This is a genomic window from Hydrogenophaga sp. Root209, from assembly GCF_001428625.1.
Lineage (GTDB): Bacteria > Pseudomonadota > Gammaproteobacteria > Burkholderiales > Burkholderiaceae_C > Hydrogenophaga.
This window is the reverse complement of the sequence record NZ_LMIE01000034.1, coordinates 104,004-120,378: the sequence shown is the minus strand read 5'-3', so window position 1 is coordinate 120,378 and position 16,375 is coordinate 104,004. Positions and strand designations below refer to the sequence as shown.

17 protein-coding genes and 1 pseudogene are annotated in these 16,375 nt (G+C 63.6%); 14 read left to right on the top strand and 4 right to left on the bottom strand.

Features of this window, described 5'->3' with window-relative positions; genetic code table 11:
* Nucleotides 1-6: 6 nt before the first annotated feature.
* From ASE11_RS24750 to ASE11_RS25640, 9 genes and pseudogenes are all read left to right on the top strand, one after another.
* On the top strand, nt 7-789 hold the full coding sequence (locus ASE11_RS24750; protein ID WP_056278424.1) for an enoyl-CoA hydratase-related protein: 783 nt from the start codon (nt 7-9) through the stop codon (nt 787-789).
* A gap of 51 nt (nt 790-840) precedes the next feature.
* Complete coding sequence (locus tag ASE11_RS24745; RefSeq protein WP_056278421.1) at nt 841-1,998, top strand: acyl-CoA dehydrogenase family protein; 1,158 nt, start codon at nt 841-843, stop codon at nt 1,996-1,998.
* Between the two features lie 11 nt (nt 1,999-2,009).
* Complete coding sequence (locus ASE11_RS24740) at nt 2,010-3,188, top strand: CaiB/BaiF CoA transferase family protein (protein ID WP_056278417.1); 1,179 nt, start codon at nt 2,010-2,012, stop codon at nt 3,186-3,188.
* Between the two features lie 16 nt (nt 3,189-3,204).
* Nucleotides 3,205-4,569: an MmgE/PrpD family protein gene (locus ASE11_RS24735; protein ID WP_056278598.1), complete on the top strand. Its 1,365-nt coding sequence runs from the start codon at nt 3,205-3,207 to the stop codon at nt 4,567-4,569.
* Nucleotides 4,566-5,411 carry an HpcH/HpaI aldolase/citrate lyase family protein gene (locus ASE11_RS24730; RefSeq protein ID WP_235501458.1) on the top strand — a complete coding sequence of 282 codons (846 nt, stop codon included), beginning with the start codon at nt 4,566-4,568 and terminating at the stop codon, nt 5,409-5,411. The genes ASE11_RS24735 and ASE11_RS24730 overlap by 4 nt, the downstream gene beginning before the upstream one ends.
* Nucleotides 5,412-5,447: 36 nt before the next feature.
* Entirely contained in the window at nt 5,448-6,236 is a 789-nt protein-coding gene (locus ASE11_RS24725) for a citryl-CoA lyase (RefSeq protein ID WP_056278412.1), read from the top strand.
* Nucleotides 6,237-6,321: 85 nt separating this feature from the next.
* Nucleotides 6,322-7,347, top strand: coding sequence for a biotin synthase BioB (gene bioB, locus ASE11_RS24720; RefSeq protein ID WP_056278408.1), 1,026 nt, complete (start codon nt 6,322-6,324; stop codon nt 7,345-7,347).
* Between the two features lie 11 nt (nt 7,348-7,358).
* Nucleotides 7,359-7,775: an aspartate 1-decarboxylase gene (gene panD, locus ASE11_RS24715; protein ID WP_056278406.1), complete on the top strand. Its 417-nt coding sequence runs from the start codon at nt 7,359-7,361 to the stop codon at nt 7,773-7,775.
* 35 nt (nt 7,776-7,810) lie between these two features.
* Nucleotides 7,811-8,152 (top strand): annotated as a pseudogene (locus tag ASE11_RS25640) (aminotransferase class III-fold pyridoxal phosphate-dependent enzyme); the annotation flags it as partial.
* Between the two features lie 4 nt (nt 8,153-8,156).
* On the opposite strand, the gene ASE11_RS24710 reads toward ASE11_RS25640, so the two are convergent.
* Nucleotides 8,157-9,101 (bottom strand): LysR family transcriptional regulator, encoded by a 945-nt coding sequence (locus tag ASE11_RS24710; RefSeq protein WP_082586011.1) that lies wholly within the window; start codon nt 9,099-9,101, stop codon nt 8,157-8,159.
* Between the two features lie 94 nt (nt 9,102-9,195).
* Between ASE11_RS24710 and ASE11_RS24705 the strand changes: the two genes are divergently transcribed.
* From ASE11_RS24705 to ASE11_RS24685, 5 genes are all read left to right on the top strand, one after another.
* Nucleotides 9,196-9,945, top strand: coding sequence for an electron transfer flavoprotein subunit beta/FixA family protein (locus ASE11_RS24705; RefSeq protein WP_056278401.1), 750 nt, complete (start codon nt 9,196-9,198; stop codon nt 9,943-9,945).
* Between the two features lie 12 nt (nt 9,946-9,957).
* Nucleotides 9,958-10,890, top strand: a complete 933-nt coding sequence (locus ASE11_RS24700) for an electron transfer flavoprotein subunit alpha/FixB family protein (protein ID WP_056278397.1) — start codon at nt 9,958-9,960, stop codon at nt 10,888-10,890.
* Nucleotides 10,891-10,934: 44 nt separating this feature from the next.
* Entirely contained in the window at nt 10,935-12,083 is a 1,149-nt protein-coding gene (locus tag ASE11_RS24695; protein ID WP_056278394.1) for an acyl-CoA dehydrogenase family protein, read from the top strand.
* 103 nt (nt 12,084-12,186) lie between these two features.
* The gene (locus tag ASE11_RS24690; protein WP_082586010.1) at nt 12,187-13,173 is read left to right on the top strand and encodes a Bug family tripartite tricarboxylate transporter substrate binding protein; all 987 of its coding nucleotides are present in this window, start codon (nt 12,187-12,189) and stop codon (nt 13,171-13,173) included.
* A 2-nt stretch (nt 13,174-13,175) separates the two neighbouring features.
* Nucleotides 13,176-14,372, top strand: a complete 1,197-nt coding sequence (locus ASE11_RS24685) for a CaiB/BaiF CoA transferase family protein (protein WP_056278389.1) — start codon at nt 13,176-13,178, stop codon at nt 14,370-14,372.
* A gap of 18 nt (nt 14,373-14,390) precedes the next feature.
* Here ASE11_RS24685 and ASE11_RS26070 read toward each other — a convergent pair whose 3' ends face one another.
* From ASE11_RS26070 to ASE11_RS24675, 3 genes are all read right to left on the bottom strand, one after another.
* The gene (locus tag ASE11_RS26070) at nt 14,391-14,603 is read right to left on the bottom strand and encodes a hypothetical protein (protein ID WP_156406488.1); all 213 of its coding nucleotides are present in this window, start codon (nt 14,601-14,603) and stop codon (nt 14,391-14,393) included.
* A gap of 125 nt (nt 14,604-14,728) precedes the next feature.
* Nucleotides 14,729-15,160 (bottom strand): Zn-ribbon domain-containing OB-fold protein, encoded by a 432-nt coding sequence (locus tag ASE11_RS24680; protein WP_082586009.1) that lies wholly within the window; start codon nt 15,158-15,160, stop codon nt 14,729-14,731.
* Complete coding sequence (locus ASE11_RS24675) at nt 15,157-16,359, bottom strand: thiolase C-terminal domain-containing protein (protein ID WP_056278386.1); 1,203 nt, start codon at nt 16,357-16,359, stop codon at nt 15,157-15,159. The genes ASE11_RS24680 and ASE11_RS24675 overlap by 4 nt, the downstream gene beginning before the upstream one ends.
* Nucleotides 16,360-16,375 lie beyond the last annotated feature (16 nt).

The following is a 16,375-nucleotide window of genomic DNA, read 5'->3' as shown; positions in this document are numbered from 1 at the left end:
AACACCATGAGCGATCAGGAAGTCATTTACGACGTCAAAAATTACGTTGCCACCATCACCATCAATCGGCCCAAGACGCTCAACGCTTTCACTGGTGACACCATCAAGGACATGGAGCGACTGCTGGCCCAGGCCGGCGACGATCCGAAGGTCGGCGTGATCGTGCTGACCGGTGCTGGCGAGCGCGCCTTTTGTGTCGGCGGTGATGTCAACTGGGAAAAGGGCGAAGGTGGCAAGAGCGGCCTGCAGGACCTGGAATTCAACTTCAACCGCCAGATCGCCGAATGTCCCAAGCCGGTGATCGCGCGCGTCAACGGCTATGCCATTGGTGCCGGTCACCACATTGCCTACTTTTGTGACTTCACGATTGCCGCCGAGCATGCGATCTTTGGTCAGAACGGGCCACGCGTCGGCTCACCGGCCGGTGGCTATATCGTCTCGCACGCGGCCAATGTGCTTGGCCACAAGCGGGCGCGCGAACTGTGGATGCTGTGCCGCCGCTACAGCGCGAAGCAGGCGTTCGACTGGGGTCTGGCCAACTCGGTGGTGCCCATGGCCCAACTCGACGAAGAGGTGCAGAAGTACTGCGACGAATTGCTGTCGCTGTCGCCGACCTGCCTGAAGATTGTCAAGCGTTCGTTCTACCACCACATGGCCCCGATCATGGGCAAGGACATGAACGACCTGATCCAGGAAGTGGCACCTAACTATTTCAGTACCGGCGAGCAGCAGGAAGGGGCCAGCGCCTTTCTTGAGAAGCGCAAGCCCGACTTCAGCAAATTCCGCTAACCGGTAACCTTTGTCCTGCGCGGCTCGGCGGGGAACTTTTAGAGACTGAAAATGATGAACCAAGAACGTTACCCCGAGTTGCGTGCCGCGCTGCGCGATCTTTTCAAACGCTTCCCTGACGAGTACTTTCGCAAGATTGACGATGCCCGTGCTTACCCCGAGGCGTGTGTGGACGCGCTGACCAGGGCCGGCTGGCTGGCGGTGATGATTCCGCAGGAGTACGGCGGAGCTGGCTTGGGTCTGGCCGAAGCCTCGGTGGTGATGGAAGAGGTCAACCGCTGCGGCGGCAATGCCGGCGCCTGTCACGGCCAGATGTACAACATGGGCACCTTGCTGCGCCATGGCTCGGACGAGCAAAAGCGCCGCTACCTGCCAAAAATCGCGAGCGGCGATCTGCGCCTGCAGTCCATGGGCGTGACCGAGCCAACCACAGGCACCGACACCACCAAGATCAAGACCACCGCAGTCAAGCAGGGCGACCGCTATGTGGTCAATGGCCAGAAGGTCTGGATCTCGCGGATTCAGCACTCCGATCTGATGATTTTGCTGGCACGCACCACCCCGCTCAAGGATGTGAAGCGCAAGTCAGAGGGCATGTCGATCTTTATCGTTGACCTGCACCAGGCCATTGGCCAGGGCATGACTGTGAACCCGATCCGCAACATGGTCAACCACGAGACCAATGAGCTGTTCTTCGACAACCTCGAAATCCCGGCCGAGAACCTGATCGGCGAGGAGGGCAAAGGTTTCAAGTACATCCTGGACGGCCTGAACGCCGAGCGCACGCTGATTGCCGCCGAGTGCATTGGCGACGCCCGCTGGTTCGTCGAGCGCAGCGCCCGCTATGCCCGCGAGCGCCGCGTGTTTGACCGCCCGATTGGGCAGAACCAGGGCGTGCAGTTTCCCTTGGCCGAGGCCCACATCGAGACCGAAGCCGCTGACCTGATGCGCTGGCGTGCCTGCGAGCTGTTTGACGCCCACCAACCGTGTGGCGCAGAGGCCAATATGGCCAAGTACCTGGCCGCCAAAGCCTCCTGGGAGGCGGCCAACACCGCCATTCAGACCCATGGCGGCTTTGGCTTTGCCTGCGAATACGACATCGAGCGCAAGTTCCGCGAAACCCGGCTGTACCAAGTGGCGCCGATCTCCACCAACCTGATTCTGAGTTACGTGGCCGAGCATGTGCTCGAGTTGCCGCGCTCATTCTGAAAGAAATTGCCATGCGTCCATTGGAAGGAATGCTGATTGTCACGCTGGAGCACGCGATTGCCGCGCCGTTCTGCACCCGCCAGTTGGCCGATCTCGGCGCGCGCGTCATCAAGGTCGAGCGTCCGGGCGAGGGCGACTTCGCCCGCGCCTACGACAGCCGGGCCCACGGCTCGGCTTCCCACTTCGTCTGGTGCAACCGCTCCAAGGAAAGCCTGACGCTCGACCTCAAACACCCGGCCGCACGCGCCGTACTGCAAAAGCTGGTGGAGCGCGCCGACGTGCTGGTGCAGAATCTGGCGCCCGGTGCTGCCGCGCGCATGGGACTGGACCATGCCAGCCTGGCGCCGGTCAACCCGCGCATCGTGGTGTGCGACATCTCGGGCTACGGCGACGGCGGCCCCTACACCGCGAAAAAGGCCTATGACCTGCTGATCCAGAGCGAAGCCGGTTTTGTGTCGGTGACCGGAACGCCGGAGACGCCATCCAAGGCCGGACTGTCGATTGCCGACATCGCCGCTGGCATGTACGCCTACAGCAGCGTGCTGGCCGCTTTGCTGGAGCGCGGGCGCACGGGGCGTGGCCAACGGCTCGAAATCTCCATGCTCGAAGCCATGTCCGAATGGATGGGCTTCCCGCTCTACTACACGCTGGATGGCCAGCCGCCGCCGCTGCGTGCTGGCGCCTCGCACGCCGCCATTTACCCCTACGGCCCTTTTACCTGCGGCGACGGCAAGCAGGTGGTGCTGGCGGTGCAGCACGACCGCGAATGGGCCACCTTCTGCAACCAGGTGTTGCAATTGCCCGAGCTGACCGCACAGTACCTGGGCAACGCCAACCGGCTGGCCCAGCGCGAGAAACTGCGCGGCATCATCGAAGGTGTCTGCGCCACCCTGACCGCGGCGCAACTGGTGGCGCGGCTGGATGCGGCGCAAATCGCCAACGGCCAGCTCAACGAGATGGCCGACCTGTGGAAGCACCCGCAACTCGCGGCGCGTGGGCGCTGGACCGAGATCGATTCGCCAGGCGGCACGCTGCCGGCGCTGTACCCGCCGCACCACGTCCAGGGCAGCGAGCCGCCGCCGCCCATGGGGCCGGTGCCTGCGCTGGGTCAGCACACCGAAGCCATCCTGACCGAGCTCGGCTACGGCGAGACTGACATCGCCCGGCTGCGTGCAGACCAAGCCATCTGACTGCGAGATCGATGCCATGACCCCAGATACAAACCCGAGCGCGACGCTGGCTGCCTTTGCCGCCGATCTGTCATTCGACACCATTCCGGCGCCGGTGCTGCGCCGAACCGAAGACCTGTTCCTCGACTGGTACGCCTCCGCGTTGGCGGGCAAGGGCGCCCGGCCGGTCGAGGCCATCGAAGCCTATGCCCGCACCATGGGGCCGGCCTCCGGCCGCGCCGAGGTGCTGATCTCGCGCCGCACCACCTCGCCCCATTTCGCTGCGATGGTCAACGCGGCCGCCTCGCATTTCGCCGAGCAGGATGACGTCCACAACGGCTCGGTGTTTCATCCCGCAGCCGTCGTGTTCCCGGCGGCGCTGGCCATCGCGCAGGACATCGGTGCCAGCGGCCGCGAGTTCCTGGCCGCCGTAGTGGCGGGCTATGAAGTCGGCATTCGGGTGGGCGAGTTCCTGGGCCGCTCGCACTACCGCATCTTTCACACCACGGCCACCGCCGGCACGCTGGCCGCCGCTGCGGCGGCCGGACGGCTGCTCAAGCTCGATGCGACCACCATGCTGCATGCCTTCGGCAGCGCCGGCACACAAGCCGCCGGGCTGTGGGAGTTTTTGCGCGACGCCGCTGACTCCAAGCAACTGCACACCGCGCATGCGGCGTCCAGCGGCTTGGCCTGCGCCTACTTGGCGCGCGAGGGGCTGACCGGCGCGCGCCAGATTCTGGAAGGCGCGCAAGGCATGGCTGCGGGCATGTCGAACGACGCCGATCCGGCGCGCCTGACCGACCGCCTGGGCCAGCGCTGGGCCACGGCGGAAACCTCGTTCAAATACCACGCCTCGTGCCGCCACACCCACCCCAGCGCCGACGCGCTGCTGGCGCTGATGCAGACGCATGGGCTCAAGGCCGACGATATTGCCGCGGTGACCACCCATGTGCACCAGGGCGCCATCGACGTGCTGGGCCGCGTCACCGTGCCCGCCACCGTGCACCAGGCCAAATTCTCAATGGGCACGGTGCTGGCGCTGGCCGCCGAATACGGCTTTGCCGGGCTGAATGAATTTGAAGCGCATTACCTCGCGCCGCGCGTGGCCGCCTTGCGCGACCGCGTGACGATGCAGCTCGACGCCGAGGTCGATAAGGCCTACCCGCAGCGCTGGATCGGCAAGGTAACGGTGAGCACGCGCGATGGCCACACCTTTGGCGCGCGGGTCGATGAGCCCAAAGGCGACCCTGGCAACACCCTGACACGTGCCGAGCTGGAAGACAAGGCGCAGCGCCTGGCGGCCTACGGCAAGGGGGCCACGCCTGCAGAGGTGGAGGCACTGATCGCGCGCGTCTGGGCGGTCGCCGAGGCGCCGCACATCGAGCGCTGGTTGGCGGCATGAGCATGGCGACCAGCACCCCCGGCCTCCATGTCCTGCGGCGTGCCTATCTTTTTGTGCCCGCAGACAGGCCTGAGCGTTTTGCCAAGGCGCGCGCCAGCGGCGCCGACGCGGTGATTGTTGATCTGGAAGACGCGGTTGCCCCCGAGGCGAAGGCGAGCGCACGCGACGCGCTGGCGACGGCGCTTGATGCGTCGGCACCGCTGGTTGTGCGCATCAATGCCGCTGGCACGCCCTGGTTTGAAGACGATCTCGAACTGTGTCGCCATCCTGGTGTGGCGGCGGTGATGCTGCCCAAGGCCGAGGGTATCGATGCCGTGTGCACCGTGGTCGAGATCACCTATAAGGACGTGTTGCCGATCATCGAGTCGGCGCGCGGCCTTAGGGAAATCCACAGCATTGCGAGCGTGCCGGGCGTGATCCGCCTGGCTTTTGGCAGCGTCGATCTGGCGCTCGATCTGGGCATTGACTGTGCGCCCGATGGCGCGGAGTCAGAGCTGCTGGCTTTCCGCTCACAAGTGGTGCTGGCCTCGCGGCTGGCCGGGCTGGCCGCGCCGGTTGATGGTGTCAGCACCGCGATCGAGGACCTGCAACGCTTGCAGGCGGACACTGAACGCTCACGTCGACTCGGCTTTGGTGCCAAGCTGTGCATCCACCCGAAGCAGCTTGCCATCGTCCAGGCGGTGTTCACGCCGACCCCCGAACGGCTTGACTGGGCGCGCCGCGTCTGCAAAGCATTTGAAACGGCGGGTGGTTCCGCCGTGGCGGTTGACAGCCAGATGGTCGATCTGCCGGTGTACCAGCGTGCACAAGCCGTGCTGCGCGACGCGGGTCTGAGCGCCTGATTTTTTAAGCCCACCCCAAACCGACTGGAATTTCTCATGACCCGCAAGAACAAACCCATCCGCTCCGACATTGCGTGGAGTACCCCCGACCGCATCGAGGTGCACGGCAAAAGCCTGCCCGACGAAATTCTTGGCCATCTCAACCTGGGTGATATGGCCTTCCTGCAGATCGTCGGGCGCATGCCGACGCCGCAGGAGTCCAACGTATTCAACGCGATCGCGGTGACGCTGGTCGAACACGGCATCACGCCGAGTGCGCTGGTCGCGCGACTGACTTACGCCGGTGCGCCCGAATCGCTGCAGGCGGCGGTGGCGGCCGGATTGTGCGGCCTGGGCAGCGTGTTCGTCGGCAGCACCGAAGGCACCGCCAAAATGCTGTACGAGGCGCTGCCGCCGGGCACACGCGACGCCGATCTGGAGCGCATTGCGCGCGAAACCGTGGCGGCCTACCGAGAGCGTGGCCAGATCATTCCGGGGCTCGGCCATCCGCTGCACAAGCCGGTCGATCCGCGTGCCCCGCGCCTGTTCCAGATCGCCAAAGACAACGGCTTTTCCGGCGACTACATCCGCCTGGAACAACTGATCTGCGACGAGGCCGAACGCGCCGCTGGCAAGTCGCTTCCCGTCAACGCGACCGGCGCCATCGGCGCCATCAGCTGCGAACTCGGGCTGCCATGGAAAATCGTGCGCGGCATCGGCGTCCTGGCGCGTGCCATCGGGCTGGTGGGGCACATCCTGGAAGAGAGCAAGAACCCGATGGCGGTCGAGATCTGGCAGCGGGTCGAAGACGAGGCCACCCAGCACATCAGGCCGCAAGGCGCCTGAAGCGCTGTGGCTGGCCTTGCAGGCACGATGCGCCCGCGTCGATCTATCGATTGAATTTTGCTGGACACCACTGGAGTATTGCGCGATGAATGACACGATCCTGAGAGAAGAACCCATTCACTGGGTGCAATCACCTTCGCAGACTGCCGAGGCATCGAGCGTGGGAGCCTGGTCGACCGAAGCCGTAGTGGCGCTGTTCGATCAGCCGTTTACCGAGCTTCTGTTTCGCGCGCAGACCGTTCACCGCGAGCACTTCGACCCGACCGAGGTCGAGCTTGCCACGCTGCTGTCGATCAAGACCGGTGGCTGCCCGGAAGACTGTGGCTACTGCCCGCAGTCGGTGCACTACGACACCGGCGTAGCGGCCAGCAAGCTCATGGCGGTGGAAGAGGTGCGCGACGCGGCCGTGCGCGCCAAGGCGGCCGGCGCCACACGCTTCTGCATGGGCGCGGCCTGGCGCGCGCCCAAGGACCGCGACGTGCAAGCCGTGGCCGAGCTGGTGCGCGCGGTCAAGGACGTGGGCCTGGAGGCCTGCGCCACCCTGGGCATGCTCAACGAGGGCCACGCCGAAACCCTGCGCGACGCCGGGCTCGACTACTACAACCACAACCTGGACAGCGCCCCCGACTTTTACGGCGACATCATCACCACGCGCGATTACCAGGACCGGCTCGACACCCTGCAACGCGTGCGCGGGGCGGGCGTCCGGGTCTGCAGTGGCGGGATCGTGGGCATGGGCGAGACGCGGGTGCAGCGTGCGGCGCTGATCGCCCAGCTGGCCAACCTGGCGCCCGATTACCCCGAATCGGTGCCGATCAACAACCTGGTCAAGGTCGAAGGCACGCCGCTGGCCGATCAGGCCGAACTGGACCCGCTGGAGTTCGTGCGCATGATCGCGGTCGCCCGCATCACCATGCCGCGGGCCCGGGTGCGCCTGTCGGCCGGGCGCCAGCAGATGAGCGATGCGGTGCAGGCCCTGTGTTTTGCGGCCGGCGCCAACTCCATCTTTTATGGCGAGAAGCTGCTGACCACCGGCAACCCCGACATCGAACGCGACCGGGCGCTGATGCAGCGCCTGGGCCTGCATGCGCGCCACACTTTGGGCGCCTGAGGACCACGACCATGTTTCGCACCCTGCTGAAATCCAAAATCCACCGCGCCACCGTCACCCACTGCGAGCTGCACTACGAAGGGTCCTGCGGCATCGACGAAGACCTGCTTGAGGCGAGCAACATCCGCCCCAACGAACAGGTGCACATCTGGAACGTCAACAACGGCGAACGTTTCATCACTTACGCCATCAAGTCGCCGCGCGGCAGCGGCATCATTTCGCTCAACGGCTCGGCCGCCCGGCGCGCCAGTGTGGGCGACCTGGTGATCATCGCGGCCTTTGGCATGGTTCACGAGGACAAGCTCGACGAGGCGGTGCCGAAGCTGGTGTTCCCCGACGCCGCCAACCGCATCGTCGAGACCCGCAGCGAGCCCGCCGGTCCGCAGTCCGGCGATCCGGTCATCCTGCCCCTAGGCGCCGAGCTTTGATGCTACCTGTGTCGGCCAACGACGCCTGGCGCTAGCGCAGCCCGGCTGGGGTTTGGCACCCCTTGCACCCAGATGAAGCTGCACGCGTCCGAGGGTGCTGCGCTGCCGCTGATTCCCGTGGCGCGGGCCCAGGAGTGTGGCTGCGCGACCACGGAGGCTGGTGCCATCTGAATGCGATCAGCTCCTGGTGGGTCAACCTGTTCGGGCACAACCACCCCGCCATCCGCACCGCGCTGATCGATCAGTTGCACACGCTCGACCACGTGATGCTGGCTGGTTTCACCCACGGGCCGGCGGTTGAACTGTCCGAGCGCCTGGCTGCGCTCACTGGCCTGGGCCACGCCTTCAACGGGAGCGACGGCGCCAGCGCCACCGAGAGCGTCAAAGTGATCCGCGCGGAACTGGCTTTCGGCGACGCAAAAGAACAGTGTCACCGTTTTGAGGAGGGTTCTCTTCCAACATCTGCCGGAAACGCTGTGCAGCGCTACCGTCGGCGCTCGGCTGCATTGCCACGCCGAGCGCTACCGCGAGCGATGCTTCTGACGACACATCGCGAAACTCCACTCGCCTGGTGGAACCTGTGCTGCATGCTGCAGGGACCAATGCCACCCCGATGCCGCTTTCCACAAGACTGACCAACGTCTGAACCTGCACGGCTTCCTGCGTGACCCGGGGAGTAAAGCCAGCGGTCTGGCAGACCAGCATCACCTGTGCTCTAAGGTTTACCGCGCTCGACGCTGAGTACATGATGAAAGCTTCATTGGCCAAGTCCGATAGCGCCACGCGTTTGCGCCGGGTCAGCGGATGGTGCATCGGCAAGGCGACCACCAGCCTGTCCCATTCCACCGGTCTGATTTCGATCGGTGTGGCTTCTGCCACGGGGTATCGAACGAGCCCTAGGTCCAGCGCACCAGCCTCCAGGTCGCGAAGTATCTGTGTGGTCGTGCCTTCGCGCAAGTCGAGCACCACATTCGGGTAGCGCTCGCGAAAAAGCGGCAGTACGCGTGGCAGCATCGCATAGGTGGCGGAGCCTACAAAGCCAATGCGCAATCGCCCGCCAACGCCGTTACGCAGAGCGACGACAGCGCTGCGTAACTGCTCAGCATGGAAGGCAATCTGCTGCGCGTCCACCAGAATGACACGACCTGCGTCGGTAAGACGCACGCCGCGCTTGCTGCGCTCGAAAAGTGGTGCACCGAGGTCTGCTTCCAAGCGCCGGATGCCCGTGGACAGGGGCGGTTGCGCAATGTGCAGCCGTTCCGCCGCCTTGCGAAAGCTATGCGTTTCCACCACGGCCAGAAACTGGGTGATCTGCCGGAAGTTCATTACCAAAAGGATATCACTGACGTCTCATTTGGTATTTGACGTGGAATCTATCGATTCGTACAGTGAAGTCCATATCAACAGGAGACAACCCAACATGAAGGTTATCGTCCCCGTCAAACGCGTGGTGGATTACAACGTCAAGGTGCGCGTGAAGAGCGACGGCAGTGGCGTGGACATCGCCAACGTCAAGATGAGCATGAACCCGTTTGACGAAATCGCGGTGGAAGAAGCCGTGCGCCTGAGAGAGAAAGGCGTGGTCACCGAGGTGATCGCCGTCTCCTGCGGTGTCACCCAGTGCCAGGAAACCCTGCGCACCGCCATGGCCATTGGTGCGGACCGCGCCATCCTGGTGGAGACCAACTTGGAGCTGCAGCCCCTGGCCGTGGCCAAGCTCTTGAAGGCCCTGGTGGACAAGGAGCAACCCGGTCTCATCATCCTGGGCAAACAGGCGATCGACGACGACTGCAACCAGACCGGCCAGATGCTGGCCGCGCTCGCCGGCCTGCCACAAGCCACCTTCGCCAGCAAGGTGGAAGTCGCTGACGGTAGAGCCACCGTCACGCGCGAAGTCGACGGTGGCCTGGAGACGCTCTCCATCGCGCTGCCCGCCATCATCACCACCGACCTTCGTTTGAACGAGCCGCGTTACGTGACGCTGCCCAAGATCATGAAGGCCAAGAAGAAGACGCTGGACATCCTCAAGCCCGAAGACCTCGGTGTGGACGTGAGCCCGCGCATCAAGACGCTCAAGGTCAGCGAGCCGCCCAAGCGCGGTGCGGGCATCAAGGTGGCCGATGTGGCAGCCCTGGTGGACAAGCTGAAGAACGAAGCCAAAGTCATTTAAGGAATTCATGTCATGACCGCACTCGTTATTGCAGAACACAACAACGCCTCCATCAAGGGCGCCACGCTCAACACGGTTGCCGCCGCTGCCCAATGTGGTGGTGAGGTGCATGTGCTCATCGCCGGGCACAACGCCGGGGCTGCTGCCGCCGCCGCCGCACAGATCGCCGGCGTGAGCAAGGTGATCCACGCCGACGCCCCGGGCTTCGAACACGGCCTGGCCGAGAACGTGGCAGCCCAGGTGCTGATCATCGCGGCGAACTACAGCCACATCCTGTTCCCCGCCACCGCCAGCGGCAAGAACGTGGCGCCCCGTGTGGCCGCCGCAATCGATGTGGCCCAGCTCTCCGACATCACCAAGGTCATCGCAGCCGACACCTTCGAGCGCCCGATCTACGCCGGCAACGCCATTGCCACGGTGCAGGGCCTGGACGCCACGCACGTGATCACCGTGCGCACCACGGGATTCGACCCCGCAGCGGCCACCGGTGGCAGCGCCACGGTGGAAACGGCAGCAGCAGCCGCCGACGACGGTAAGTCCAAATTCATGGGCAGCGAGATCGCCAAGAGCGACCGCCCCGAGCTCACGGCGGCCAAGATCATCGTCTCCGGTGGCCGGGCACTCGGCAGCGCGGAGAAGTTCAACGAGGTGATGACGCCGCTGGCCGACAAGCTGGGCGCAGCACTCGGAGCGAGCCGCGCCGCGGTGGACGCGGGCTACGCACCGAACGACTGGCAGGTGGGCCAGACCGGCAAGATCGTGGCCCCGCAGCTCTACATTGCTGCGGGCATCTCGGGCGCGATCCAGCACCTGGCCGGCATGAAGGACTCCAAGGTCATCGTGGCGATCAACAAGGACCCCGAGGCCCCGATCTTCTCGGTGGCCGACTACGGCCTGGAGGCCGATCTGTTCGTGGCCGTGCCCGAGTTGATCAAAGTGGTCTGAAATTTACATCCTCTCTCTTTACGAACGACTCCACGGAAATACCCATGACAGAACGCGAACAGACACTCGAGCTTCTCATCGATGCCGCCCGCCGCTTCACGCGCGAGGTGCTTCTACCCGCCGAGACGGTGGTGGAGGAGACGCAGGAGATTCCCCCCCACGTGGTGAAGGGCCTGCGGGAACTCGGCCTCTTCGGCATGACCATCCCCGAGGAATACGGGGGCCTCGGCCTCAGCATGTTCGAGGAGGCAAGCCTCGTTTTCGAAATCGCCTACGCGCAGCCCGCCTTCCGCTCCTACTTCGGCACCACCAATGGCGTGGGCACGTTGGGCATCGTCAACGATGGTACCGAAGAGCAGAAGCGAAAGTACCTGCCCAAACTCGCGACCGGCGAGATGATGGCGTCCTTCTGTCTCACCGAACCCGACTCCGGCTCCGATTCCGCTGCTCTGATCACCAAAGCTGTGCGCGATGGCAATCACTACGTCATCAACGGCACCAAGCGCTTCATCACCAACGCCATCCATGCCGGCGTGTTCACCGTCTTCGCGCGCACGGCTCCGAAGGAGGTCGGTTCGAAGGGTATCTCCGCTTTTCTGGTCGATCGTGACACACCCGGCATCACTGTGGCCAAGCCGTACAAGAAGATGGGGTTCGCGGGCTCTCATGAGTCCGACGTGATCTTCGAGAACTGCCGTGTTCCTGCCAGCGCCTTGCTCGGCGCGGAAGGCACGGGATTTCGCAACGCGATGATGTCGCTGGACCACGCACGGCTGCACATGGCCGCAGTGGCCACCGGACTGTGCGAGCGCCTTCTTGACGAAGGAACGCGCTACGCGATGGAGCGCAAGCAGTTCGGCCAGCCCATTGCCAATTTCCAGATGATCCAGTCCATGCTGGCTGAGAGTCAAACCGAGCTGTTCGCTGCGCGCGCCATGGTCGAGAAGGCCTCGCGGGAGAAAGATGCTGGAAAGAAGACCACCAAGGAGGCCGCATGCTGCAAGTACTACGCGACCGAGGCGGCAGGCCGCATCGCCGACCGCATGCTGCAGGTGCACGGAGGCAATGGCTACATCAAGGAATACGCCATCGAGCGCCTTTACCGCGACGCGCGCCTGCTTCGCATCTACGAGGGAAGCAGCCAGATCATGCAGCTCATCATCGCGCGCGAACTGCTCCGCGAGCACGCCTGAGGATCACACGCAACACCAACAGGAGGGCGAATTCATGAGCACATGAAAGAAGCCCATAACCTTGATTCGCCGCGACAAGACCATAACCCTAGGAGACAAGACAATGACCCCGATTCGAACCGTGCTGGGCCTCACCCTTTCTGGCCTGTTTCTCGCCGTCCCTCTTTCGAGCTTTGCGCAGGACTACCCATCAAAGCCCATCCGTATGATCGTGCCATTCTCTGCAGGCGGGCCGACCGACGTACTGGCACGGTCCCTCGCCAAGAGCATGGGTGAAGTGCTCGGCCAGCCCATCATCGTGGACAACCGCCCAGGGGCCGGAGGCAGCATCGGCATCGACGGGGTGGCCAAGGCAGCACCCGACGGCTACACCATCGGAATGGCTCACACCGGCACGACCGCGATCAATCCACACCTCTACCCACGCCACCCCTACGATCCGCGCACCGATCTGACTCCGATCACTCCCATCGTTTCGTACACCAACGTGCTGGTCATCAACCCCAAGGTGCCAGCCAACACGCTGGCCGAGTTCATTGCATGGACCAAGCGTAGTGGTGTTTCGGCCAACTACGCATCGGGCGGCAACGGCGCAACCAACCACCTCTCCGGAGAGCTGCTCAAAGCGTTGACAGGCGCGAAGCTCGAGCACATTCCTTATAAGGGCAGTGCACCCGCCCTGGTGGACGTCATGGGCGGCAGCGTCTCGGCCATGTTCGATATCCCCATCACCTCGCTGCCTCAAATCCGTGCCGGCCATGTCAGGCCGCTTGCCGTGACCAGTGTCAAGCGCAGCAGTTATCTGCCCGACGTGCCCACCATGCGCGAGTCCGGTGTGCCAGGCTTCGACGAAGCGGGTAGCGACCTGTGGTTCGGTCTGGTGGCCCCTGCCAAACTCCCCCAACCCGTCGTCGACCGGCTGTATCAGGCCGCTCTCAAAGCGATGCAGACCCCAGAACTTCAGCAGGCCATTCGTGGCATGGCCTACGAGGCATGGACCTTGCCCCCCACCGAGTTCAAGTCCTTCATGAACATCGAGTATGACAAGTGGGGAAAGGTCGTCAAACTCTCCGGCGCGAAAGTCGATTGAAAATGAGCGGACCTCTTTCTGGCATTCGCGTTCTCGATCTGACGAGTGTGATCATGGGCCCATATGCCAGCCAGCAGTTGGCTGACTTGGGTGCCGATGTGATCAAGGTCGAACCGCCTGGCGGGGACGTGATGCGTCAAGCCGGCCCTATGCGAAATCCTGGCATGGGCCACTTCTACCTGACGACCAACCGCAACAAGCGCTCCATCGTTCTCGACCTCAAGAAGCCTTCAGGTCGCGACGCGCTGCTGCACATGGCAGCCAGCTCAGATGTGCTGCTCTACAACATCCGGCCGCAGGCTATGGCTCGCCTGGGCCTCGGGTACGAAGACCTGAAGAAGGTGTCTCCGAAGATCGTCTACGCTGGCGCCTACGGATTCAGTCAGCGTGGCCCCTACGCCGCAAAACCCGCCTACGACGATCTCATCCAAGGCATGTGCGGCATCCCTTGGCTTACGGGTCAGGCCACTGGAGAGACGCCCCGGTATGCCCCCATGGTATTGGTCGACCGCGTGGTCGGTCTGCAACTGTGCAACGCCATCACCGCTGCACTGTTCTATCGCGAGCGTTCCGGCATTGGACAGCGGATTGATGTGCCCATGTTTGAAGGCATGCTTTCCATAGTGCTTGGTGAGCACCTTGCCGGGCACCTCTATAGACCGTCGACGGGACCTTCCGGATATCAACGTAGTCTCGCACGTGATCGCCGACCCTACGAGACAAGCGATGGCCATATCTGCGTCCTGGTGTACAACGACAAGCATTGGCGTAGCTTCTTCGATGCCATTGGCAAGTCCGAGGTATTTGCGCAGGACGTGCGCTTCAGCAGCCAGGGCAAGCGCCTCGAGCACATTGACCACGTCTACGGCTTTCTCGGCGAAATCTTTCGAACACGAAGCACTGGGGAGTGGCTTGCGCTGCTGGAGCACGCAGATATTCCCGCAGCACGCATGTACAGCATTGACGACATCCTGGCCGACCCTCATCTTGCGGAAACCGGATACATCCAGCAGGTCACTCATCCAAGCGAAGGGGAAATGCTAGATGTAAGCATCCCTACCGAGTGGTCGCATTCAGTACCGGAAAAGAGGCACCATGCACCCAAATTGGGGGAGAACACGGTGGAACTGTTGCGCGAATTTGGCTATTCCGACGAACACATCCGAGCGTTGTTGTCTGAGGCAGCGGTTCAACAATGAGCCTATTGCTGTTGAATTTCACTGATCTCTGATCCAAGACTGCAAACGGGCAAAGAACACTTGGTCGCGCCAGGAGGCGTCGAGGCCCACCCGCACGGGGTCGGCGTCTTTGCAAGCGCGAAACCATCCTCCCATCAATGTCGTCTTGCTGTAGCCGACCGGTGCAAAGATTGCCACGATCCAATCGTGCATTGACAAGGGCTCAATCGCCCGCCGCGCAACCGTGGTCATCGTCAGGTCAGAGCTCCCTCGACTACAGTCTGGGAGGACGACGCAGCGAAATGGGGTCAGCTAAATCTCGCATTGAGTTGAATCATTTGTTCAGACACGCTCAGAAGGCGCGCGAAGACGCTGTTTCACGCTTGAAGTCCGGCCGCCCGGAATCGCGGCAGCGTCACACCGCCACCGACGGGCTCGCAAACCAGCTCGACGGCCATGTCGAAGGTGACCACCGAAGGATCTGGACCGACGAAGGCGCTGATCATCCGCGGACCTTCTTCGAGTTCTACCAGCAGCACGGCATAGGGCGTGTCCTGTTTGAAGGCCGGCCCGGGCGCCCGGTGAACCACGCTGAACGAATGCACCTTGGCGCGACCGCTGGAGGCGCGGTGCTCAAGGCGCTCGCTACCGCACTCACGGCAGATCGCCTGTTGGTAGAGCTGCACGTGGTCGCACGCTGGGCAGTGCTGCAGCAGCAGCTTGCCCCCCTGAATGCCGCGCCAATAGATTTCCGAATCCGAATCCGGCATCGGCTGCGGCTTGAGGTGGGCGTCTTTTTGGTTGATCACAGCGTGGCCTCCGTTCCCAGGATGGTGGTGGCGTTGGTCGCAAAACCGGCACCCAGGCTGTGCACCAGGCCGAGTTCAGCGTCCGCGACCTGGCGCTCGCCGCAGTTTCCGCGCAGCTGGTTGACTACCTCGTAGAAATGAAACAGCGAGCCCGGCATGCCCGAGTGCGCGAACGACAGCAGGCCGCCATGGGTGTTGCAGGGGATGGCTCCGCCGTAGGTGATCTGCCCGTCCTCGACGAAGCGCCCACCCTCGCCCTTGGGGCAGAAACCGAGGTCCTCCAGCATCATGATCACCGTGCCGGTGAAGCAGTCATAGACGCCGGCCACGTCGATGTCCTTCGGCCTGCAGCCCGCCATGTCGTAGGCCCTGGCACTCGACTGCACCGCGCCCGTGGTGGTCAGCGAGGGCATCAGGAAGATGTGCTCGTGCGTGTAGCATTCGCCGCCGCCGAGGATGTAAATGGGCTTGGCAATTCCCAGCGCCCTGGCGCGCTTGGCCGACGTGACGATGAAGGCTGCTGCGCCGTCGGAGATGAGAGAGCAGTCGAGCTTGTGGTAAGGCGTTGTCACCCAGCCGGAATTCAGCACGTCATCGACGCTCAGCGGATCGGTCATCTGCGCCCCCGGCGTGCGGCGTGCGTGTTCGCGGTGGATCACCGCCACCTTGGCAAACTGCTCGGAGGTGGTGCCGAACTCTTTCATGTGCCGATGCGCGGTCATGGCGAAGGTGTTGGCCACGGGAATGCCGAAGGGCATTTCGTATTGCTGGTCCCGGCTTTCGGTCATCGAGCGCAGGGCAAGGTCGGGGGACAGACCGGTCAGCAGGCTGTCGCCCCCCACCACCAGCACCGTCTCGGCCAGGCCGCCGGCAATGGCGGCGGCGGCGATGTTGAACATGGTGGCCGCCGTGGCGCCGGAGACCTGCAGCGTGTTGGAAAACGTTGGCTGGATGCCCAGGTATTCACTGAAAGCCACGCTGAAGCGGTGGAACGGCGAGGCAAAGGCGGAGCTTGAGAGCACGCCATCGACCTCGTGCTTGCCGATGCCGGCCTCGGCCAGCGCCTTGCCCGCTGCGTCGGCGGCCAGCGCGAGCGCGCTCTTGCCCGGCACGCGGCCGACGGCGGAAATGCCCGCACCGATGATCGCGGTTTTACCGCGAAGCGTATGCGACGAGGGTGCGGATTTGATGTTTGCCATAACTGGGTTCGTGGGT